Consider the following 23,078-nt stretch of genomic DNA (forward strand, 5'->3'; position numbering starts at 1 on the left):
CTTATAGATCAGTTACCCGTATTTATGAAAAAACTCTCCTCAAATACGCTAAATCATCTACGCGATCGCATTCATATTATCATTGAAGGCACAGATACGCCTTTAGGTAAGCTGTTTGATATCGTATTATTGATAGCCATTGCCGCTAGTGTGGCCGTGGTGATGTTAGACAGTGTGCTGTATTTGCGCCTGCAATTTGGTACAGTATTCTTTTATGCAGAATGGTTTTTTACCATTTTATTCACCATAGAATATTTGCTGCGCCTGTTTTCGGCACCCAACCGGGTACGCTATGTATTTAGCTTCTTTGGGGTGGTGGACTTATTGTCTGTATTGCCCAGTTATTTAAGCTTAATATTTGGTGGTGTTCAGTACTTAATTGTGGTGCGCATCCTACGTATTCTACGTGTGTTCCGAGTGTTAAAGCTCAAATCTTATATGCAGCAAGCGGGGTTTTTGGCCGCAGCCCTACGCACCAGTCAACAAAAAATCACCGTGTTCTTCTTGTCCTTGGTGCTGTTGGTTATGATTTTCGGCTCGGTCATCTATGTGGTCGAGGGGCCAGAAAATGGCTTTACCAGTATTCCGGTATCTATCTACTGGGCGACGGTAACTTTGACCACGGTGGGCTATGGCGATATGTCACCTAAGACCCCTTTAGGTCAGTTTATTGCAACCATGGTGATGATGACCGGTTACTCCATTATTGCGGTGCCGACCGGTATCTTTACCTCTGAGCTTGCTAAGAGCATGCGCCCGCAGCTACATCCAGTCACTTGCCCTAACTGTGGTAAGTTTGGTCACGCCGCCGGTGCTCAGTTTTGTGACCGCTGTGGTCATGACCTGCACATCTAGTTTTGCCTTATAAGTGCCGATTTTATCTATAATATAGCGGCACTTTGCTCATGTTACAGACGCATTAAGTTATAAATTTTACGACCTAATGCCTGACCTTCTTTTGTTAATAGACTCAAAATCCTATGTCAAATTTATTGAAAAAATCCTTCAATGTTGTCAATCGTGTCCGTCACACTGCCAGTGTGGCCGGCTTATCTGCATTGCGTGTGGCCAAAGGTGAGCGTCCAGATGCGGTCATGCTGCGTGAGACGTTCGAGCAGCTTGGCACCACTTATATAAAAATTGGTCAGTTTATCGCCAGCACGCCCTCCTTGTTTCCGCGTGACTATGTGATTGCCTTTCAAGGCTGCTTAGACCAGACCACGCCGCTGCCGTATCAGTATATTGAAGGGGTATTAAAGCAAGAGCTGTTAACAGACCATCACAGCTTGGATGAGTTGTTTTTGCATATCGATGAGACGCCGCTAGCGTCTGCTAGTATCGCCCAAGTGCACGCGGCAACGCTGCGTGATGGCCGTGATGTGGTGCTAAAAGTCCAAAAGCCGGATGTCGATGTGATCATGCAGACCGATCTTGGGGTGCTGCACGGGGTGACCAAGATTATGGAGCGCTTAATGCCGCAAATGCGTTTTGCCAGTATCTCGCCGATTATCGATGAGATTCGCACCCGTATGTTGGCTGAGACCGACTTTATCGCTGAGGCGTCTAATATCCGTGATTTTCAGCAGTTTTTACAGATGACGGGCAATCAAAAGGTGGTGGCGCCTGAAGTGGTGGATGAGCTGACCACCAAAAAAGTGCTGACCATGAGCCGCTTGCATGGTATCTCTATGGTTGATGAGGTGGCGATGCGCCAATATAGCGCAGATCCTGCGCAAGTGATGGCCGATACGCTCAACACTTGGTTTGCAAGCCTAATGATGTGCAACAGCTTCCACGCTGACCTGCACGCTGGCAACTTAATGCTGCTTAAAGATGGGCGTATTGGCTTTATTGATTTTGGTATTGTCGGTAAGCTAAAGCCTGAAAGCTGGCAAGCGTGTATGGGTATGATGCAAGCGCTACAGGACAATGATTATGTGACCATGGCCGGTTGTATGATTGATATGGGCATGACTCATGATCGTGAGCAAGTCGATCAGGCACAGCTGGCCGGTGATTTGGCAAAAATGATTACCCGCATTATGGCAGAGGATAAAACCTATACCAGCGGCAAGCCTTTTAATACCAAAGAACAGGCCGATGAGCTAAACAAAATGATGCTAGAGATTGTTGAAGTCGGCAAACGCCACGGTATTCATTTCCCGCGCGACTTTGCGCTGCTGACCAAGCAAATGCTGTATTTTGACCGCTTTATGCGTACGCTTGCACCCGACATGGATATGTTTAATGATGCCCGCGTCAGCTTGCTGGGTAGATAATGGGCAGATAAATAGTGAAAAAGGGCGCCGCGTTAGGGTAGGGCAAATAAGTAGAGGACTGTATACGCGCCCGATGGATAATCTTTTGATTAGTAATATACGTTTTTGATTTGGTACACACTTAACTGTAAGTAGTGCTTATGATAACTAGGTTACCTCTTTGGATTTTGATTGGTGGGGCAGTGCTGGCTTTTAGTGCCGGCTGCATCAATATTATTGCGCTTAGCGGCTTTACCAATTTATCGGTGTCGCATGTGACCGGCAACGTCAGTTATTTTTCGGCAGCGTTGGCGCAGATGAATTTTTCGCGGGTGCTGTTCGTGGGGGCATCGCTGCTGTCATTCTTGTCAGGCTCGATTTTAAGCGGCTACCTGATTGGCCAGCACTCGTTAAAGCTTGGCCGCCGTTATGGCATTGCCTTATTCACCGAAGCTGGCTTATTGTTTTGCAGCTTTTTATTGTTTTTTCACCATGATTATTTCGGTCAGCTGCTGGCGGCTATGGCTTGCGGGCTACAGAATGCCATGGTAGCCACCTACAGTGGGGCGGTTATTCGCACCACGCATTTGACCGGTCTGACCTCAGACATGGGGGCCGCTATTGGTAACTGGTTGGCAGGTCGACCGATTAGCAAGCTAACCTTGGGCTTCCAGGCCATCATCTGGTACAGCTTCTGTGGCGGCGGTGTGGTAGGGGCTTATGGGTTTTTTAAATTGGGCTATAGCGCCATGCTTATTCCGGTTGGCATTGTGTTTATGGCAGCCGTCTTCTATCAAGTGGCCTCAAGTCGTCTGCCTGAAAAGCGCGAAACATAACTCAATTAGACCCAAAGCTTAGTCAATAAAAAACCGCTCAAAGCCATTTGAGCGGTTTTTTATTGACTAATTTTTTAGCTTCGCGCTTTACATCAATTGCGCCTGCCACAGCTTAATAGCAAAGCCGATAAATAACAGACCCACAGCGCTCATGCTAGAGACAATCAGCCAAGGATGTTGGCTGAATTTTTTAGCCAGTTTTTGACCAGAAAATGCCAAAACAGTTAAATAAGTGAAGCTGATGCACTGTAAGATGATGGCCAATACCAAAAAAGACAGCAGTGGATGCGGATAAGCAGGGTCTACGAACTGCACAAAAAACGATAAGAAAAATAAAATGGCTTTGGGGTTGGTGAGGCTTAGCAACATGGCGCGATAAAAGAAATTTTGATTGGGGTTTGGGACCGCAAGCTTGGGCTTGGCATCCGCCAAAAGCGCACGCTGCTTAAAGGTATGATAAGCACCGACTAACAGCTTGATACCAAGATACATAAGATACAGGCCGCCGATCAGCTTTATGCCATTAAACAAAGAGGGGTACAGCTTAAGTAGTCCGCCTGCGCCAAAGATGGTAACTAAGATAAGTATCCCATCACCCACAAAAATACCAGCTATGGCTTGATAGCCTTTACGCACGCCATGGGCAGCCGCGACCGCCAGACAATATAGACTGTTGGGGCCGGGTAGTAAAATAATCGCAATAGTGCCAATGATATAGGCGGTAAGATCTGTTATCCCAAACATAAAGGCTCCTTTGGCCTATATTGTAAACGCACTATTATAGTGAATTTTTTGGCCGCTGCGTAAGCCTTTATAGTTTAAATCAAGCCGCGTTTTTTGCGTTATTATTAACCGAGCTATCTAATGATGCCGCGATTAAATACCTCACGCAGCTCAAAGCTGGTATGCACTTGACTGACGCCCTCTAGGCGGTTTAAGCGGTGCAATAAAAACTCCTCATAATGCGCCATATCACGCACCACCACCTTTAATAAATAATCTTCAGTGCGGCCGGTGACAATGCTGCAGCTGACCACCTCATCGAAGCTTTGGATTTTAGCTTCAAACTCAGCAAAGCGCTCAGCAGTATGTCGGTCCATACTCACCGCAATAAAAATAGCCAGGCTATAACCAAGCTTCTGCGGATCAACCAAAGTGTGGTAACCGGTGATAACACCCGCTTCCTCTAAACGCTTAATCCTTCTGGCGCAAGGGGTAGCCGATAAATGCACCGCTTCAGCAATATCGGTAATGCTCATGCGGGCATCTTGTTGTAGTAGGGTTAAAATCTGCCGGTCAATGGCGTCAATATCGATGGCTGGGGAAATATTTGAGAATGAGCGCATAGCGGTTTATCCGGAGTAATAGGATGCTTATTAGTGATTTTCACTAATTTATGATAAATAAAAAACATAATACGCTAATTTTGATTAAAAATCGGGTTAATTTTGTGGGATTATTTTCACCCCGCTTTGATATGATAGTCAGTATGGCGTCATAGTTAAATAAACCGTATCGATAAATAAATAGTATCAATAAGCAGCTGGCGAAAGTATCTATGTTCTTGATAGACTTAAAGAAGTAGCATAGACTTAAGACGCTGATAAGCGCGTCTAAAAAGTAGATGGTTTGTGCAAAGTCAGCTTGTTATGCCAAATCAATTTTAAGGGTATGGATATAAACCCATTAACATTAACCAAAACCAATGTGATAAAAAACAATCGACCAAAGAGGGCACCCCATGAGCCAAGTTACTAGCCAATCAACCCCAGTGGAACCTAAGGTAAAGCCTAAGTTTGACGCGTTTGATTTTCGTAAATACCAACCTTTTGCTTTCGCACCCAACTTATCTGATCGCACATGGCCAAATAAGACCATTGAAAAAGCGCCGATTTGGGCCAGTGTGGATTTACGTGATGGTAACCAAGCTCTGATTGATCCTATGACCATCGAACAAAAGATGCAGTTCTTTAAACTGCTGGTCGAAGTGGGCTTTAAAGAAATTGAAATCGGGTTTCCATCAGCTGCGCAAGTGGAATTTGACTTTGCGCGTAAGCTTATCGAGGAAGGACATATTCCAGAGGATGTGACCATTCAGGTATTGGTGCAGGCACGTGAGCATTTAATTGAACGCACCTTTGAGGCGTTAAAAGGCGTACGCCGCGCTGTGGTCCATGTGTACAACTCTACCAGCCGCGTGCAACGTGATAAGGTTTATGCCAAAGACCTTGATCAGATTAAGCAAATTGCGATAGAAGGCGCAAAAATGCTGCAAGACCATGCCGCCAAGCATCCTGAAACAGAATGGGTGTTTGAGTATTCACCAGAAAGCTTTAGCCAAACTGAACCCGATTATGCGGTGCAAGTGGTGGATGCGGTTAACGAGGTGTGGAAGCCTGAAGAGGGCCAAGCGGTGATCATCAACTTGCCAGCTACGGTTGAGTCATCCATGCCAAACGTCTATGCCGATCAAGTCGAGTATTTTTGCCGTAATATAAAAAACCGCGAGCATGTGATCATCAGCTTGCACACCCACAATGACCGTGGTAGTGCAGTGGCCGCCGCTGAGCTTGGGGTATTGGCCGGCGCCGATCGCATCGAGGGCACACTACTTGGTAACGGCGAGCGTACCGGTAACATGGACATTATGATTATGGCCATGAACTTATATAGTCAAGGCGTTGATCCTGAACTTGATCTAAGTGACATGAGCCGCATTGTGCAAGTGGTCAGTGAGTGCAATAACTTGCCGGTGCATCCACGCCATCCTTATGTGGGCGAGTTGGTGTTTACCGCCTTTAGTGGCTCGCACCAAGATGCGATTAAAAAGTCACTTGATTACAATGAGAAAAACAGCGATGCCACTCAAAATATCTGGGATGTGGCCTACTTACCGATTGATCCCGCTCATATTGGCCGCAGTTATCAAGATGTGGTGCGCATTAACAGTCAGTCTGGTAAAGGGGGCGTGGCTTATATTCTACAGCGCAACTATGGCTTTAACTTGCCGCGCTGGATGCAAATTGACTTTAGCCGCGTAGTACAGCAAAAAGCGGAAGAGGCAGCGCGTGAGCTCAAAAATGAGGAAATCTTAGAAGCCTTTGAGTCCACTTATCTACATAATTCAGGCTTTGAGCTATTAGATCATAGCGTGAATAACAAAGGCGGTGACGTTGAGTTTAGCGGGCAAGTGATTATCAATGGCGAAACCGTTGAAATCTCCGGCAAAGGTAATGGTCCGTTGTCGTCATTTATCGATGGGGTTGCACGTCACACAGGCAAGAAGCTGCATATTATTAATTACTCAGAGCATGCCATGACTCAGCCTGTGGCCAATATGAATGAGGATGAGGATACCACCAGTGATAAGACCAATGCCACAGCGGCAGCTTATATTCAGCTCAACGTGGATGGCGAGATTTACTCAGGTATTGGCACCCACACCAGTACAGTATCTGCCATGTTGCGCGGTGCATTATCTGCCTTATCGCAAGCTTTTTAAGGTTAAGGGGTGTCATTAACCGCTTACCCTAAAAACCTATTTTAGTTTTCAATAAAAAAGGCGTCTTATAGACGCCTTTTTTATTGATGAGCTTTTTATTTGTGGATAAAGGGGTATCTTTTATTATTGTGCCCAAATTATTATTGTGCCCAAATGTTTTGATGTTTTTGCAGCAGCTGCTCTTTATTTTCAATACGATCAGGGTCAGGGATGATACAGTCAATGGGGCATACCTTATCGCAGGTCGGCTCGTCATAAAAGCCCACGCATTCGGTACACAGACTGGGGTCAATGACATAGGTCTTTTGCCCCTTTTGATCATAACTGATGGCTTCATTGGGGCATTCAGGCTCACAGATATCACAGTTGATACACTCAGAGGTGATTTTTAAAGCCATAGGACGTCTCCTTTTTTATCAACCAAACCGGCTTAAGTTTAATATTCGCCCAACAGCCAACCACTGATGTAGGCAAAATACTCTCGAAACCAAGAGTTGTAACGTATCGAGAGCGGGGTCGTGCTGGCAAGTGCCACCAGATTGGTGTAGCCTTGATGCTCAGCGATGGCCAGCGAGCGCGGGATGTGGAAGTCACTGGTCACCACAGCAATTGGGTCATTTAAAGAGATGCCTTGCTCGGTCAAAATCTGCTGACTAAACAAGAAATTCTCCTCAGTACTGGTGCTGTTTTTTTCTTGCTGAATGTGCTCAAGTGGGATGCCATAAAGCGCGTACAGATAGCGGGCCATGGCCTCACCTTCACTGCGTATCTCACCCATGCCGATGCCGCCGCTGGTGATGACCACCGCCTGTGGTTGTTCCTTTATTAAGGGAGCAGCGGCGTCTAAGCGACTGGCCAAAGTAGGGGTGGGCAAACCATCTTGAATACCGCCCCCAAGTACGATAATGGCCGCCACTGTCTCATACGGTTGGTCAACTTGCTTAATATTTTTGTGTAATGAAAAGGCAAATACAATAAAGCTTATCAGCCACAGGACAAATATTGCCCACAGCAGCTTCCAAACCATACGCCAGTGTTTACTTACCTGTAGCTTGGCTTTTATCTTATGCCAAAATACGGCATGAATGATAAATATCAGACCCAGCACAAAAGGGACTAGGGTGCCAAAGTTAATTTTGTCAGCGGCAATTAAAATGGCACAGTCTATTACTAAAATAAGCCCGGTGATAAACAGTAGGATATTGAAAGCTTTGAGGTAATACGACTGGGGGATAGGCATTATCAAGGGTCTATTGGTTGGCGTCAAAGGTGGGTTTAAGTGTGAAATAAGTGGTGCGTTAGTATACTATCTAAAAGCTTACGCTAAAACCGATAAAACATTTGTCTTTTTGACAGGTTTTAGCGTAAGCGGACGGGCGATATTAGTCGTATCTAAATCAGTAGCGTCTACTAATTAATCATATCTAAATCAGTAACGACTCATTGGTAGCGACTAAGATAACGGCAACCATAGACTAACAGCGAATAGATATTAGCTGAAAATGGCCTGCTTTACGTTTTTCATGACCAATGCAAATTGCAAAGTGTCCTTGTCCATCTCTTTAAAGGGGTTACTAATCTGGGCCACCCAACCTGACCCTAAAGCCGCCTCAATCGAATTGCCTTTTTTGTCCCACATCTGCTCAAGCGTATAGGTAACATTGCCTTGTGGGGTCATAATCTCGATGGTGTCGCCGACCTCAAGCTTATTTTTAATCTCAAGCGTTAGACGCTCGGCACTGATGTCGATGACTTCGGCCACAAACTGCTGTTGATCTGTTTTTGAAGCACCGTATTCGTAGTTTTGATAATCGCTGTGGACATGACGACGTAAGAAGCCTTCGGTGTAACCACGGTTGGCTAACCCATCTAAAGCACCAATCAATGACTCATCAAAAGGCTTACCCGCCACCTCATCATCAATGGCTTGACGGTATACCTGAGCGGTGCGAGCCACATAATAATGCGACTTGGTTCGACCCTCAATTTTTAAAGAATGTACGCCCATTTGAGTCAGCTCAGGCACCAACTCTACCGCTCGTAAGTCTTTAGAATTCATGATATAGGTACCATGCTCATCTTCGTACATGGCCATTAACTCCCCTGGACGGTTTTGCTCTTCTAGCAACACGACCTCATCGCTTGGCGCTTGGACATAGTCATCGCCCATAACCACGTCACCATTTAAATTAACAGTGTCGATTTGCTGAGCTGGGTTGAAGGTTTGTACTGGTACAATATCGCCCGTTTCATTTTCTTGAGCTTTATAAGTATTGTAGCTCCAGCGGCAAGCATTGGTGCAGGTGCCTTGGTTGGCATCACGTTTGTTGATATAGCCGGATAGCAGACAGCGACCAGAGTAGGCCATGCATAATGCGCCATGGACAAAAACTTCAATCTCCATGCCTGGCACTTCATCGATGATTTGCTTAATCTCCTTTAATGATAGCTCGCGTGAGACGATAACGCGGCTTACCCCCATTTGCTTCCAGAACTTAACAGTAGCCCAGTTGACCGCATTGGCCTGTACGGATAAGTGGATTTCTATATCAGGGAAATGTTCACGCACCATCATAATCATGCCGGCATCCGACATAATCAGTGCATCAGGTTTCATCTCAATCACAGGACGGATGTCCTCGATAAAGGTCTTAAGCTTAGCATTATGGGCTTGGATATTGACCACCACATAAAACTTCTTGCCCAAGCTGTGTGCATACTCAATACCACGGCGCAAATTGTCTTCATCAAAATCATTGTTACGCACGCGCAGACTATAACGTGCCTGCCCGGCATAAACCGCATCGGCACCGTAAGCAAAAGCATACTGCATATTTTTGAATGTACCCGCAGGGCAAAGTAGCTCTGGGGCGCGAGGAGCAGGAGCGATTTGATTTGATTGAGTCATGTGATTACCTATACTTGAGACAGCCACAATTATTGGCCAATTGTGGCTTTAATATACGTATTAATAGAGGATAAAAGCAGGCTATGTGCTAAAGAGTAGGGCGTATTATAAGCTATATGAGCCTATCATTAAATGTTTTAAAGGTTAGAGGCCCTGCCATCAAATCTGTAGAACTAAACTTGAGAGATTTTAATTGCCCAGCTTGACGATCATAATCAAACCATACCTGTCTTGGCGATTTATAGCATAAACTCTTTTGTAACCCCTGCTGTCAAATCTGTGCATTTAAACTTGGTAGTCTGACTTCCTCTATCTAAATGAACAATAAACCACAGGTTAGATCGCTTAACTTTAACTAATCTGAGTCATCACTATATTAATAGCCGCGCCACCTAAGATAAGCCAAATAAACATAACTGCTGCTAAGACTAAAGGCTTAATGCCCGCTTTTTTAATGGCGCTAAAATGAGTGGTCAGGCCCAGTGCAAACATAGCCATAGTGAGTAGCAGATTATCCAGATGTATCATAGCTTGAGTAGCGCTTTGTACCACAGGAGCAGCAGAGCCTGGTAATAAGCTGAGCAAAGAGTTGATGCCAACCATGGCCAAAAATACAAAGGCAAACCAAGGCACCTGAATACTTTTGAAACGCTGTAATATAAGCTGTATCTTGCTGGGCTGATGTGTAGAGGATATTGCTGTGTTTTGAGCGGCCGTATCTACTGAGGTGACAAATACAGATAGCAGCAGTAAAAATGGGGCCAGCATCATTACCCGAATCATTTTAGTAACCACTGCTGTATTGCCGACTTCAGGGCTGATGGCATTACCGGCAACCACCACCTGCGCCACTTCGTGAATGGTGGAGCCGATATAGACGCCATAGTGCTGAGGATCAATAATACCTGCAAGCCAGCCCATCTGGTACAGCAGTGGATACAGCAGCATAGATAAAGTGCCAAACACCACTACAGTAGCCACAGCGATGGTCACTTTATGCGACTCTGCTTTGAGTACCGGTTCTGCTGCAATGACTGCTGCTGCCCCGCAAATACTCGCGCCTGAACCAATCAGCATGGTGGTGGTTCGATCCATTTTTAAGACTTTGGTACCCAGTAAGTAGGTTATCATAAAGGTAGAGCTTAATACCAAAGCATCAGTGGCGATGGCGCCGCCGCCGACACTCACCACTTGCGCCAGGGTAATCTTAAAGCCGTATAGCACAATGGCCAAGCGCAGTATTTGAGCTTTACAGAAAGTGACGCCTTCTGTCAAAGAGTTGGCAAATCTTGGATAGAGGGTATTGCCCAGAACCATACCTATCAAAATGGCTAAGGTTAATGCCGATAAGCCCAGCACGCTATGCTCAGTCCAATCTTGAATGCGCTCATTTAACCAAATACTGATTAAGCTGCCAGATAACACCATCAGCAGCCCCAATATGTTTTTTCTATTTGGCAGATAATCGCCTAGCATCTGATTCAATTTATTCAATAAAGCAGACACACACAGTCGATATAAGCCTTTATTGTCTCGACTGTACTGAGTGGGATGGATTTTAATTGGGGTAGTAGGATGGGCTCTCATAAGATGGCTCGCTTAGTTTAAAAAAGACGCACTGAAGCTTATGGCTATGAAAGATAAGCTATTTAAGAATTACTATATTCCTTTTTTGTATATTAATAAAACAGATTGATTAGATAGTTTTTATCGATAAAATAGGTTAGTGTATACAGATGCCGTATTTTTAGTCTAGAAACCTTGTAAGGTGTTAAACATGCCCGCCTCAACGTCTAATGCGTCGACAACTGCCATTTCATTAACAGTTGGCCACGCTTTATTGCCCAAAATCACTTTAAAACAGTTGTCGGTCTTTATTAGTATTTACCAGACAGGCAGTACCAGTGCGGCCAGTGAGCAGCTACATTTGTCACAGTCAGCGGTGAGTAGTGCGCTCATGGAACTTGAGGATCGGCTGAAAATGCCATTGTTTGAGCGCATAGGGCGGCGTTTGCATCGCAGTGACAATGCCGAGGCCATATACATTCAGGCTCAAGCCATAATGAGCCAATGCTTAACGTTAGAGCAGTATCATCAATATCAAGCGGGGCGTATTCATATCGGTGCCAGTACGACGATAGGCAACTATGTGCTGCCCGCTTTAATCCAGCAAATTTATGGGAATAGCCCTGAGGCCAAGGTAGAGTTTTTTATTGGTAATACGCGAGATGTGGTGGCCGAGGTTGAACAATTAAAAGTGGACATTGCATTGGTAGAGGGTAGGCCAAGACCCACTGACAGCAAGCTGATTGAACAACAAGCCTGGCGCCATGATAAGTTAATGGTGTTTGCTAAAAAGGACAGTCAGTGGTTGGCAGGCCGTGAAGATAAGCGAGAGAATAATAGCAGTGATAACAAAGTGGCCAGTTATCAGCTCACTACCCAACAATTGGCCAAAATTCCACTATTGGTACGTGAGTCGGGGTCAGGGACAAGGCAGGTTATTGATGAGCAGTTGCTGCAATATATGCCGCAAACGGAGCGGGTATTGGCCATTCAGCAGTCAGAAGCCATCAAGAATATGGTCAAAGCCGATATAGGCTTTGGCTGTCTATCACAGCACGTGATTGAGGCGGACTTGGCACAGGGCAATCTGATTGAGATTGAGATTAAAGATATTGATTTGCAACGAGTATGGTGGATGATTTGGCACAAGCAACGCCATAAAAGTGAGATATGGCAGCAGTTTGTGTCAAGCTTGGTGCAGGATAAAGGCTGTGCTCAATTACATGGAATTGATTAAAGACTCAATGGCTTAGGTATTTAAATAAACAGGGGCCACCTACCAAAAGTAGATGACCCCGGTTGCTTTTTTTGATTCATGTAACGGCTAAATCAAAGCTAGCTGTTAGCGGCAGACTGTTTTAATGCATCAAAGTGAATAACACTGCGAATACTTTTACCCTCATGCATTAAGTCGAATGCTTCATTGATGTCCTCTAAGGGCATGGTGTGCGTAATGAAGTCTTGTAATGGGATTTCACCTGCCAGGTAACGTTCAACATAGCCGGGTAATTCAGTACGGCCTTTGACGCCGCCAAAGGCAGAGCCTTTCCATACACGACCGGTGACTAACTGGAACGGACGGGTAGAGATCTCTTGACCTGCACCGGCCACACCGATAATAACCGACTCGCCCCAGCCTTTATGACAACACTCAAGTGCTGAGCGCATCACATCAACGTTACCAATACATTCAAATGAATAATCTACGCCGCCATCGGTTAATTCGATGATGATGTCTTGAATAGGGTGATCGTAGTCTTTTGGATTGATTAAATCGGTAGCACCTAGTTTTTTGGCCAATTCAAACTTGCTCTCATTGACATCGATACCAATGATGCGGCTAGCGCCTGCCATCACCGCGCCAATCACTGCAGCCAAGCCAATACCGCCCAGACCAAAAATCGCCACAGTTGAGCCTTTCTCAACTTTTGCAGTATTCATCACAGCGCCCATACCAGTGGTCACACCGCAGCCAAGTAAGCACACTTCTTCAAGCGGCGCATCTTTATTGACCTTGGCCAGTGAAATCTCAGGCAATACCGTGTATTCAGAGAAAGTAGAGCAGCCCATATAATGATAAATGGGCTCACCATCTTTATAAAAGCGGGTGGTACCATCAGGCATTAAGCCTTTACCTTGCGTCTCACGTACGGCTGAGCAAAGGTTGGTTTTGCCAGAAGTACACATTTTACACACGCCACACTCTGCGGTGTATAAAGGAATCACATGGTCACCCACTTGAACGCTGGTCACCCCTTCGCCGACTTGCTCAACGATACCGCCACCTTCATGGCCCAAAATGGCGGGAAAAACGCCTTCAGGATCGGCACCTGATAGGGTATAAGCATCGGTATGACACACGCCGCTGGCAAGTACTTTAATCAATACTTCACCTTTGCGAGGCAGCATGACATCCACTTCTTCAATTTTTAAAGGCTCATTTGGGCCCCAAGCGACGGCTGCTTTTGATTTAATAAATTTATCAGACATAGTTGTGCTCTCTTTATTATTCGTTGTAAAAAAACGGGGTTGGAATAATGATGTGAATCATTATAGATTATCTCATATTAGATGATAATATGATGGTTTGACAAATATCTTTTACATAATGGTAATAATGATGAAGTGGGAAGGTATTAGCGAGTTTGTGTACGTAGCAGAGTATGAGAGCTTTACCCGAGCGGCCAAAGAGCTGGGTATTTCTATCGCTCAGGTCAGTCGGCAGGTAAGTGCCTTAGAAAAACGGCTAAACATTAAGCTGTTGTATCGCACCACCCGCAAGATTTCATTGACCGAAGAGGGGCAGGTGTTTTATAAGCACTGCCGAGGGGTACTTGATGGGCTTGATGCCGCCGAGCAAGCAATTAGTAGCTTGCAGTCAAAGCCGCAAGGTAAGATTAAATTGACCGCACCGGTGACCTATGGTGAGCAGCAATTGTTGCCTTTGATTAATGATTTTATCGTACAGTATCCGGATATTAAGGTCACGGCCTTTTTAAGCAATCAAAAGCTAGATTTGGTCGAGGGCGGCTATGATCTGGCGGTGCGTATTGGCAAACTAAGCGACTCGACGTTAATGGCAAAAAAGCTCGGTCACCGTACCAATTTTGTGTGCGCCGCGCCGGATTATTTAGACCGCTATGGTACGCCGCAAACTTTAGCTGAGCTGGCTAGTCACAACTGTTTGCTAGGCAGTTTGGATTATTGGCACTTTAAGCAAGCGCAGAGTGAGCGCAACATCCGAGTCAGTGGCAGCGTCCGATATAACAGTGGTTATAGTTTGGTTGATGCTGCCTTAAAGGGTATTGGTATGGTTCAGTTGCCAGATTATTATGTCCAAAAATATCTTGATTCAGGGAAACTTATCAGTGTACTCGATGACTTTCGGGAGCCTGAGGAGGGAATATGGGCGGTGTATCCACAAAACCGGCACCTATCTACCAAGATGCAATTGCTGCTACAGTATTTGCAGCAGCATTTAAATGTACAATCTGGAGGCAAATAAGCGGGTTAGTTGGGCTTGCTATTGGCCGCTGACGCTTTGTTAACCAGGCTGTCTAAGCCGCTCACATGAATTTTACGCTGCGGGAAGGGGATGTCAATTTGATTGGCATCGAGCGCTTCTTTGAATTCTTCTAACAGCTGGCACTGCATGGCCCACCAGTTTTCATTTGAGGTCCACACGTTTAAGGTCAAGTCCACTGAGTTATCGCCCAAATTGGTCACCCGTACCACAGGCTCAGGGTCTTGAAAGGCTAGGGGGTTGGCTTTGGCTGTGGTTAACAAAATATCTTTGGCAACCTTGATATTGGCCTCATAGCCGATGCCTACGGTGATATCGACCCGGCGGTTTGGTAGTGACGTATAATTAATAATCGCTGATGTACTGATGTCATTGTTTGGAATCACCACGTCATGATTGTTGGTGGTTGTAATATGAGTATTAATCAACGTAATGTCGGTGACTGTGCCGGTATAGCTGCTAATTTGGACATAATCTCCGCGCACAAAGGGGCGAAAAATCACAATTAAAATGCCCGCGGCAAAATTAGATAATTGATCTTTTAACGCCAGACCCACAGCCAGTGCAGCGCCGCCTAATATAGCCACAACAGAAGTGGTCTGTACCCCAACCTTACTTAAGGCGGCTAACACCACCACCACCAGTAACAAACCGTGTAATAAACGGCTTAAAAAGCTTGAGACGGTATCATCTAGGTGGCTGCGGGTCATAATCCCATGCGCCACCCTAACAATCTTGCTTGCCAGCCAACGACCAATAACTAAAATAATAATGGCAAGCGCAACCTGAGTCAGTAAGTGCACAGTACTGCTGGTCAAGGTGGCAATATCAAGTGTAAATCCTAAAAACTGCATGTGGGGTCTCTCTATAGCGAAGTTGGCTTTAAAAAGTCAGGTTAAACAAAAAAGGGGCACAGTCTTAGGCCCCTTTTTTTGGATAAGTTATCATAACATGCTAGGCGCACCATCCAAAATTTAGGCCAGTTTTCGTCCACCTGGTCGCATTTTTTCTGATTTTATGTTATGTGGGTGGTTATGATTGGGGCTATTTTAAAGCCGATAGTACCAATACTAACCAGTCCCAGAATGTAGCCACACTAGCAATGTTAACCCGCTCATCGGGTGAGTGCGGCATTTCAATGGTAGGGCCAAACGATACCATTTGCCACTGTGGGTAGTTTTGACCGAGTAAACCGCACTCTAAGCCGGCATGAATGACCGTCACATTCGGCTCTTGACCCAATAACTTGCGGCCTTGCTCAATGACGGTATCAATCACGGCTGCGCCAGGCTCAGGTTTCCAGCCTGGGTATTCACCGGCCAATTGTACCTTGGCGCCGAAGCTTTCAAACAAGCGCTTCATTCTATTAGCTAAATCATCACGCGCCGCATCATCTAGCGAACGCAGCAAGCTTTGTAGCTCTAACTGATTGTCTTGGGTGTCAATTTTGGCCAAGTTGACCGAAGTTTCTACCACGCCGGGGGTATTCATGCTCATTCTATCTACACCGTTGGGGCATAAGCGAATGGCGGTAAGTAAGGTGTGCTGTGAGTCGCTGTGCCAAGTCTGCTTAGGCATATCGGTACGCTCAAGAGACACACTCATATTGCGATCTTCTAGCGGCAGACCCCGACGAATAATGTCAACTTCAGTGGTTAAAAGCGGATTTAATTCAGACTCATCAAGGTCACTGACAAATACGGCGTCAGCTTCACGAGGAATGGCATTGCGTAAATTGCCGGCGTTAATCGCCGCCACTTCGATGTGTTCGCTTACGCTGTCTAATAAGCGCGAGATAATCAAGGCAGCATTACCCCGCTGTTTATGAATGTCCACCCCTGAATGCCCGCCTTTTAAGCCTTTCACGGATAAGCGATACGCTTGAGCGGCTTTTGGGGTTTGCCAAGTAATCGGCAGGGTAAAAGTGGCATCAACGCCGCCTGCACAGCCAATACAGATGTCGCCCAGCTCTTCAGTATCAAGATTCAGCAGTAAGCTGCCTTGTAGCCAGCCGCCTTGCAAGCCTTTGGCCCCGTCCATGCCGGTTTCTTCGGTTGCGGTAAATAAAGCTTCTAACGGACCATGCTCGATATCCTTGGAGGCCAGTACCGCAAGCGCTGAGGCCGCCCCAATACCATTGTCAGCGCCTAACGTTGTGCCCTTGGCGGTGACCCATTCATTATTAAGCTCTGGATCGATATAAGCGTCAATAGGATCGGTGCTAAAGTTGTGGCTGCTGTCGGCATTTTTTTGGGCGACCATGTCCAGATGGTTTTGCAAAATAACCCCAGGCGCATTCTCCATACCTGCTGTGGCAGGCTTACGCACCAGCACGTTACCGGCTGCGTCACGCTCAGCCCACAACCCCAGTTTGGCCGCTTCATCGAGTACAAACTGCTGCACGGCCTCTTCTTCGTAAGAGGGGCGCGGAATTTGGGTTAAGGCATAAAAGTAGTGCCACACTAAGGCGGGGGTAAGGCTTGAGAAGGGGTTATTTGACATCGTAGAGATCCTAAATCAGGCCGGCAGATCTGGCTGGCCGGCATAGGTAAAAAAATAAATGTTTAAAAACCCAGTATTGTAAGACAGCATGACAGCGCTTGGCAATGTAAGATGATATGGGCGTTTTCTATCGCTCAATCGAAGGGCGTGCTAATGCGACAACTAGGCACGCCGGCCCGAGCGTGAGCATATTTGGGCGGCAATGTCACTTTTGTTCACCACATCAAAACGACAACAAAGACGCCGAAGCTCAAAACCAAAGCTCAAAACCAAAGCCTAAAAAAGCAGGCTAAGAATATATCCGCCTGCTTCATTTAAGCTATGCTTTATTGGCTGAGGTTAACACTCACTAGTGAAAGCTGAGCAGCATCTCAATATCACGCACACTGATGTTTCTAAATAAAGCTTGCTCATCAACTGGCATGCGATTGGTGTGTTCTTTTATTAAAGGGTATAGAGCATGGGCAATATCTGCTGTGGATGAATAATACAACGTGGGATCGGTTTTTATAAGTTTTTGCAGATACTGCTGTATTAGGCGTTGTTTTTTATGCTGATCGAGTTCTGGGGTAGGGGTGGTCATATCATCTTCCTGCTGTTAGGCAATTCTTCTTATGTGCAGAGTATGTACCAATCCTCGGTTTTATCAAGTTTTTATTGTAATCGTTTTGGGCAGTAGCGCTGTCAAAACAAGCGGTCAAAATACCGCTTGTTTTGACAGAAGTGGCTATTAGGTGGGTTAGTTAAATTAGCTAACCAATCAATCAATCAATCAATCAACTTATTCCCCAGCCGGAATGCTGTCTTTTACCGCCGCAAGCTCTTGTGCGTGTAAAAAATGGGTATGGTTCGGGGCACGTTTGGTACGCGTCCACTCCTCAAGCATGTCCTTTTTCATCTCCTCAGTAATCAAGGCTATTTTTTCAGGCGACGTCTCATCATCATAGGTCAGCTCAATACGATGACCATTGGGATCAAAGAAATAGATGGAGTGGAAGATGCCATGATTGGTGACCCCAAGCACGTCAATACCATTATCCTCTAACTGCTGCTTGGCGGCCAATAAGGCAGCTCTGTCTTTTACCTTTAGCGCTAAATGCTGAACCCATAATGGGGTATTGGGATCAGCACCCATCTCAGGCTGGTTTGGCAGCTCAAAAAAGGCCAAAACATTGCCGTTACCTGCATCCAAGAAGATGTGCATATATGGGTCATAGGCCTTTGTGGAGGGCACATAATCCTCGGCAAAGGCCAGCACAAACTTCATATTTAGGTTTTTTTCATACCACTCAACGGTCTGTTTGGCATCCTTACAGCGATAAGCGACGTGGTGAATTTTTTCAATTTCAAAGCTCATATCAAAGTCCTTTTGATGGCATACCTCTTGGGTATTTAGTTCATAAATTTAAAATCTAAAGCGGGCAGTAATGTGCCGCGCACCTCGCCAAAACCGACTCGGATGCCGTCTTTTTCACTATAGCCTTTCATGATGACCGTATCACCATCTTCTATGAAGGTGCGGGTCTCGCCATTGCTTAAGGTAACCGGTTTGGTCGCATTCCATGCAATCTCAAGCATTGAGCCATATGAGTCTGAGGTAGGGCCTGAGATGGTTCCTGAGCCCATCAAATCGCCCACTTGTACTGAGCAGCCTGAAATGGTGTGATGGGTTAATTGCTGCGCCATCGACCAATACATATGTTTGAAGTTGGTGTTACAGACCACAGTAGGCTCATCGGCTTTTTCTGCCAAAATTTCTACCGATAGATTGATATCATAGGTGGTGTCTGAATTGTGCTCGCGTAAGTAAGCCAATGGTTTCGGTTCTTGCACGGGAAGGTCGGTCTTAAATGGTGCTAAGGCATCTAAAGTAACAATCCACGGTGAGATAGAAGAGGCAAAGGTCTTGGCATTAAATGGGCCTAAAGGCACGTATTCCCACTTCTGGATATCACGAGCTGACCAGTCGTTAAGCAGTACCATACCAAAGATATGCTCCCAAGCGTCATCGATAGAGATGGGCTGGCCGATATGATTGGGTTTGCCGACCACAAACGCAGTTTCAAGCTCAAAATCTAGACGACGACAAGCTGAGAAAATAGGACGTTCATCGGCATTAGGTTTGATCTGACCTGAGGGGCGTACCACGTCTTGACCACTGACGATGATAGTGCTGGCGCGGCCGTTATAGCCGACAGGCAGCTCAGTCCAGTTGGGCAGTAAGGCATTTTTTGGATCACGGAACATGGTGCCGACATTGGTCGCATGCTCTTTTGAGGAATAAAAGTCGGTATATCCAGGCACATGAAGCGGCAAATGTAGGCAAACGCTGCTTTGGTCAAACAATACTTTAGCCTGTAGTTGCTCATCGTCTCGTAAAGTAGCAGTCTCAGCAGACAATAGGCTTTGAACTTGGCTACGCGCGGCGGTCCAATTGTCTCGGCCCGACTCAATAAAGTCGTTTAAAGTGGGTTTGTTAAAATAAGGACCACCGGTTAGGGTCAAAAGCTTGGCCTCTTCTAAGGCTGCCAGATCCAAAACCTTATCACCTATGGCCACACCGGCGCGGCGTACGCCGTCTTTGGTCTCACTAAAGATGCCGTAAGGCAGGTTGTGAATGGAGAAGTCGCTATCAGGGGCAATGGTCAAAAAAGAGCGAAGCTGAGTATCGATAAGAGACATAGAAAATCCTTTTTCTTATAAATTAATGGGCATGTAGATTAATAGGCATGAGGTGTAAAAATTACGCTATATATTATGATATAAGTAATCAGTTTCTAATAATGTAATTTATATTGATTAAGTTTGCAAGATGCTTCGTGCAATTTTTTTTATCAATGGCATCGAAGCTACACCCTCTATTGGCTGTCTTGAGTCGGTGTGTGAGATAAAAAACCTATGTTGGCAAGACTGGTGAAGTAATCCTCAAAGTAATGCTGTAAGAAGCATTTGAAAGTTTTGCTCGCTGGCGATAGCGCTCGTGATGAGCGCTGATAGATATAAAACTTGCGTAATTTAACCGGCTCAGCCAAGCACTTGAGCACTAGGTTGTTGGCACTTATCCAGTCGATGACCTCAGGCATATAAGGTAGGCATAGCGTAACGCCAAATCCTTGGCGGGTCATCTCAAGCGCAGTGGACATAAAGTTAACTTTGTAGGCAGCATTCTTGATTTGTAGCGCCATAGGCTCGCTGAGCTCTAAGGTGACATGATCAATAAACGGTCCGTTGAGCGTGATTAGGGGCAGACCCAATAAATCATCCCATTTCACCACAGGCTCACAGGCCAGCGGATGCGCTTGTGGCAACACAATACAAAACGGTAGCTCATATAGTAGATCAGCGCTCAGGTTTTCATCGTTTTGATCGGTGTTTAGCTCAACCCCCACGCCCAAATCCACCTCGATGTTTTCAATATGTTGCAGCACATCCTCAGCTGAGCAGTCAAGCAGACTCACCTTAATCTCCGGATACAGCTTGGCAAATTGAGCAATGACCGCTGGCATCGATGAGGCGGCAAATTGTGAGACCGCCAGACGCACTGTGCCCTGAGCCAAGCTGGTTAAGCTTGAGGCTTCATTTTCGAATAAGGTCAGCTCATTGAGTACCCGCCGAGCTTGCGGTAATAAATGGTGGCCAACCACAGAAAGCGACAGCTGGCGAGTAGTACGGTCAAACAGCACCACATTTAAGGTATTCTCCAGCTCTTTAATCAGCCCACTGACTGCAGATTGGGTGAGGTGCATTTTATCGCTGGCGCGCGTAAAACTGCCAGTTTCCGCCACATGGATAAATGCATTTAATTGACGCAAAGTTATATTCATAACAAATCCTGATAAATAAATCATAAAAAACGATTAGTCTTATAAATAAACCTATTCTAATATGATTACAGCGTCAATAACTTTTATTGATGAATTAAGTTTTGCCAGTAATGGCCAAAATAATATGAGTTTTCATGAATTAAGGATGATTTAGCATGGCAGATTTATTTGACAACCCTATGGGTCTTCGTGGTTTTGACTTCGTAGAGTTTGCCTCTCCTGAGCCTGCATTGGTGGCAGAGCTTTTTGAAAAATTAGGCTTTACCCATGTGGCCAACCACAGATCCAAAGACGTGGCCTTGTATCGTCAAGGCGATATCAACCTTATTTTAAACCGAGAGCCGAGAAGTCAAGCCAGCTACTTCGTTGAAGAGCATGGTCCAGGTGCTTGTAGCATGGGCTTTCGAGTGGCTGACTCTCGACAAGCTTATAAGCGTGCCATTGAGCAAGGTGCACAGCCTGTTGAGATACCCACTGGGGTTATGGAGCTTAAGTTGCCAGCCATCAAAGGCATTGGCGGCTCGCTTATCTATCTGATTGACCGCTTTGAGGAAGGTAGCTCTATTTATGATGTAGATTTTGAGTTTTTACCGGGTGTGGACAAGCATCCTAAAGGCTTTGGCTTTAAGGTTATCGACCACTTAACTCATAACGTCTATCGTGGTCGTATGGCGTATTGGGCCGACTTCTATGAGCGTATCTTTAATTTTCGTGAAATTCGCTACTTTGATATCAAAGGCGAATACACCGGCCTAACCAGCAAGGCCATGACGGCGCCTGATGGTAAAATCCGCATTCCGCTCAATGAAGAAGCACGTCAAGGTGGCGGCCAGATTGAAGAGTATCTCATGCAGTTTAATGGCGAGGGTATTCAGCACATTGCGCTACTAAGTGATGACTTATTGGCCAGTATCGATAAGCTAAAAGCGGCCGGCATTCCGCTAATGACAGCGCCCAATGATACCTATTACAAAATGCTTGATGAGCGTCTACCTGGGCATGGCGAAACAGTCTCAGAGCTGCAGACTCGAGGCATCTTACTCGATGGCACCACAGAGGGCGGCACGCCAAGACTGCTGTTACAAATTTTCTCTGAGACCATTTTAGGCAGCCCGGTGTTCTTTGAGTTTATCCAGCGCAAAGGCGATTATGAAGAAGGCTTCGGCGAGGGTAACTTCAAGGCGTTGTTTGAGTCTATTGAGCGTGACCAGCTGCGCCGCGGTACCATTGATGCTGATGGGGCATCAGACAAAGATACGGCCACTGCAGTTTAAGCGGTATATATACAGCAAGGATGCTACGACATAGATGTTGGCGGTTAACAGTGATTTTAGCCGCCCTTTGATTAAGGATAACTGGCATGGAACGCACTGCGTTATCGACAAAACAGCCCTACGTCTCGCACACGCCAGATGAACAGGGCCACATTATTTATAGCGACTGTGAAAATCAAATGTGGCAGGCGCTGCTTGAGCGTCAGTTAACTCAGCTACCAGGGCGGGCTTGCCCTGAGTATTTACAAGGTCTGGATAAATTGGCCTTGCCGCACACTCACATTCCGCAGCTGCCGGATATTGATGCGGTACTGCTAGAGGCCACAGGGTGGCGCACCGCTATGGTACCAGCGCTAATAAGCTTTGGTAAGTTTTTTAAACTGCTTGCCAATAAGCAGTTTCCGGTAGCGACTTTTATTCGCCGTAAACAGGACATGGATTACATCCAAGAGCCGGATATTTTTCATGAAATTGTCGGCCATTGTCCTTTGTTAACTCACCCAGCCTTTGCAGCTTTTAATGAAACCTATGGCAAGTTAGGCCTTGAAGCCACTGCTCAAGAGCGGGTGTTTTTGGCACGTATGTACTGGTTTACCATTGAGTTTGGCTTGGTGGGACATAACCCAGTAGATCGACGTATTTATGGCGGCGGGATCTTAAGCTCACCTTCTGAGACGCTATATGCGCTAAGCGGCGAGCCCGATTACCGCGAATTTAATCTCATTGATGTGCTGCGCACTCCCTATAGAATTGATCATATCCAGCCCATTTATTATGTGCTTGATGATTTAGAAACTTTATTTGAAATCGCGGATAGTGATGTGATGGGGGCGGTGCATCAGGCCCAGCAGTTGGGTTTGTTTGAGCCTTGCTATGCGCTTTAAC

The 23,078-nt window shown here is 45.9% G+C and carries 21 protein-coding genes; 8 read left to right on the forward strand and 13 right to left on the reverse strand.

The window, feature by feature from the left end:
* Positions 1-24: 24 nt before the first annotated feature.
* From DLE54_RS05160 to DLE54_RS05170, 3 genes are all read left to right on the forward strand, one after another.
* Positions 25-855, forward strand: coding sequence for an ion transporter (locus DLE54_RS05160; RefSeq protein WP_011960284.1), 831 nt, complete (start codon positions 25-27; stop codon positions 853-855).
* A gap of 125 nt (positions 856-980) precedes the next feature.
* Complete coding sequence (locus DLE54_RS05165) at positions 981-2,279, forward strand: ABC1 kinase family protein (protein ID WP_011960285.1); 1,299 nt, start codon at positions 981-983, stop codon at positions 2,277-2,279.
* Positions 2,280-2,419: 140 nt separating this feature from the next.
* Entirely contained in the window at positions 2,420-3,094 is a 675-nt protein-coding gene (locus DLE54_RS05170) for a YoaK family protein (RefSeq protein ID WP_011960286.1), read from the forward strand.
* Between the two features lie 87 nt (positions 3,095-3,181).
* Here the strand turns inward: DLE54_RS05170 and leuE are convergent, their stop codons facing one another.
* Together leuE and DLE54_RS05180 are read right to left on the reverse strand one after the other, a co-directional pair.
* Entirely contained in the window at positions 3,182-3,838 is a 657-nt protein-coding gene (gene leuE / locus DLE54_RS05175) for a leucine efflux protein LeuE (RefSeq protein ID WP_110816480.1), read from the reverse strand.
* Positions 3,839-3,951: 113 nt separating this feature from the next.
* Positions 3,952-4,440: an Lrp/AsnC family transcriptional regulator gene (locus DLE54_RS05180; protein ID WP_110816481.1), complete on the reverse strand. Its 489-nt coding sequence runs from the start codon at positions 4,438-4,440 to the stop codon at positions 3,952-3,954.
* 395 nt (positions 4,441-4,835) lie between these two features.
* Between DLE54_RS05180 and leuA the strand changes: the two genes are divergently transcribed.
* Positions 4,836-6,596, forward strand: a complete 1,761-nt coding sequence (gene leuA / locus DLE54_RS05185; protein WP_110816482.1) for a 2-isopropylmalate synthase — start codon at positions 4,836-4,838, stop codon at positions 6,594-6,596.
* Positions 6,597-6,736: 140 nt separating this feature from the next.
* Here leuA and DLE54_RS05190 read toward each other — a convergent pair whose 3' ends face one another.
* From DLE54_RS05190 to DLE54_RS05205, 4 genes are all read right to left on the reverse strand, one after another.
* Entirely contained in the window at positions 6,737-6,994 is a 258-nt protein-coding gene (locus tag DLE54_RS05190) for a YfhL family 4Fe-4S dicluster ferredoxin (protein ID WP_110816483.1), read from the reverse strand.
* A gap of 38 nt (positions 6,995-7,032) precedes the next feature.
* Complete coding sequence (locus tag DLE54_RS05195; protein ID WP_011960291.1) at positions 7,033-7,836, reverse strand: YdcF family protein; 804 nt, start codon at positions 7,834-7,836, stop codon at positions 7,033-7,035.
* 252 nt (positions 7,837-8,088) lie between these two features.
* The gene (gene yegQ / locus DLE54_RS05200) at positions 8,089-9,504 is read right to left on the reverse strand and encodes a tRNA 5-hydroxyuridine modification protein YegQ (protein WP_011960292.1); all 1,416 of its coding nucleotides are present in this window, start codon (positions 9,502-9,504) and stop codon (positions 8,089-8,091) included.
* A 351-nt stretch (positions 9,505-9,855) separates the two neighbouring features.
* Positions 9,856-11,091, reverse strand: a complete 1,236-nt coding sequence (locus DLE54_RS05205; RefSeq protein ID WP_110816484.1) for a YeiH family protein — start codon at positions 11,089-11,091, stop codon at positions 9,856-9,858.
* Between the two features lie 190 nt (positions 11,092-11,281).
* Between DLE54_RS05205 and DLE54_RS05210 the strand changes: the two genes are divergently transcribed.
* Positions 11,282-12,307, forward strand: a complete 1,026-nt coding sequence (locus DLE54_RS05210; RefSeq protein ID WP_197708913.1) for a LysR substrate-binding domain-containing protein — start codon at positions 11,282-11,284, stop codon at positions 12,305-12,307.
* Between the two features lie 98 nt (positions 12,308-12,405).
* On the opposite strand, the gene DLE54_RS05215 is transcribed toward DLE54_RS05210, so the two are convergent.
* Positions 12,406-13,560 (reverse strand): S-(hydroxymethyl)glutathione dehydrogenase/class III alcohol dehydrogenase, encoded by a 1,155-nt coding sequence (locus DLE54_RS05215; RefSeq protein WP_011960298.1) that lies wholly within the window; start codon positions 13,558-13,560, stop codon positions 12,406-12,408.
* 130 nt (positions 13,561-13,690) lie between these two features.
* On the opposite strand from DLE54_RS05215, the gene DLE54_RS05220 reads away from it, so the two are divergent.
* The gene (locus DLE54_RS05220) at positions 13,691-14,575 is read left to right on the forward strand and encodes a LysR family transcriptional regulator (protein WP_041773305.1); all 885 of its coding nucleotides are present in this window, start codon (positions 13,691-13,693) and stop codon (positions 14,573-14,575) included.
* A gap of 5 nt (positions 14,576-14,580) precedes the next feature.
* On the opposite strand, the gene DLE54_RS05225 is transcribed toward DLE54_RS05220, so the two are convergent.
* The 6 genes from DLE54_RS05225 to DLE54_RS05250 form a co-directional block, all read right to left on the reverse strand.
* Positions 14,581-15,447: a mechanosensitive ion channel family protein gene (locus DLE54_RS05225; RefSeq protein ID WP_110816485.1), complete on the reverse strand. Its 867-nt coding sequence runs from the start codon at positions 15,445-15,447 to the stop codon at positions 14,581-14,583.
* Positions 15,448-15,637: 190 nt separating this feature from the next.
* Positions 15,638-17,095: an aminoacyl-histidine dipeptidase gene (locus tag DLE54_RS05230; RefSeq protein ID WP_110816486.1), complete on the reverse strand. Its 1,458-nt coding sequence runs from the start codon at positions 17,093-17,095 to the stop codon at positions 15,638-15,640.
* 349 nt (positions 17,096-17,444) lie between these two features.
* Positions 17,445-17,678 carry a hypothetical protein gene (locus DLE54_RS05235; protein WP_011960302.1) on the reverse strand — a complete coding sequence of 78 codons (234 nt, stop codon included), beginning with the start codon at positions 17,676-17,678 and terminating at the stop codon, positions 17,445-17,447.
* A gap of 198 nt (positions 17,679-17,876) precedes the next feature.
* Entirely contained in the window at positions 17,877-18,452 is a 576-nt protein-coding gene (locus DLE54_RS05240) for a VOC family protein (protein WP_011960303.1), read from the reverse strand.
* 35 nt (positions 18,453-18,487) lie between these two features.
* Positions 18,488-19,768 carry a fumarylacetoacetase gene (fahA, locus tag DLE54_RS05245; protein ID WP_197708934.1) on the reverse strand — a complete coding sequence of 427 codons (1,281 nt, stop codon included), beginning with the start codon at positions 19,766-19,768 and terminating at the stop codon, positions 18,488-18,490.
* Between the two features lie 185 nt (positions 19,769-19,953).
* Positions 19,954-20,919 (reverse strand): LysR family transcriptional regulator, encoded by a 966-nt coding sequence (locus tag DLE54_RS05250; RefSeq protein ID WP_011960305.1) that lies wholly within the window; start codon positions 20,917-20,919, stop codon positions 19,954-19,956.
* Between the two features lie 155 nt (positions 20,920-21,074).
* On the opposite strand from DLE54_RS05250, the gene hppD reads away from it, so the two are divergent.
* Together hppD and phhA are read left to right on the forward strand one after the other, a co-directional pair.
* Complete coding sequence (gene hppD, locus DLE54_RS05255; RefSeq protein WP_110816488.1) at positions 21,075-22,193, forward strand: 4-hydroxyphenylpyruvate dioxygenase; 1,119 nt, start codon at positions 21,075-21,077, stop codon at positions 22,191-22,193.
* An 86-nt stretch (positions 22,194-22,279) separates the two neighbouring features.
* Positions 22,280-23,077 (forward strand): phenylalanine 4-monooxygenase, encoded by a 798-nt coding sequence (gene phhA / locus DLE54_RS05260; protein WP_110816489.1) that lies wholly within the window; start codon positions 22,280-22,282, stop codon positions 23,075-23,077.
* Position 23,078: the final 1 nt, after the last annotated feature.

Origin of the sequence: Psychrobacter sp. YP14 (assembly GCF_003209315.1) — a bacterium.
GTDB lineage: Bacteria > Pseudomonadota > Gammaproteobacteria > Pseudomonadales > Moraxellaceae > Psychrobacter > Psychrobacter raelei.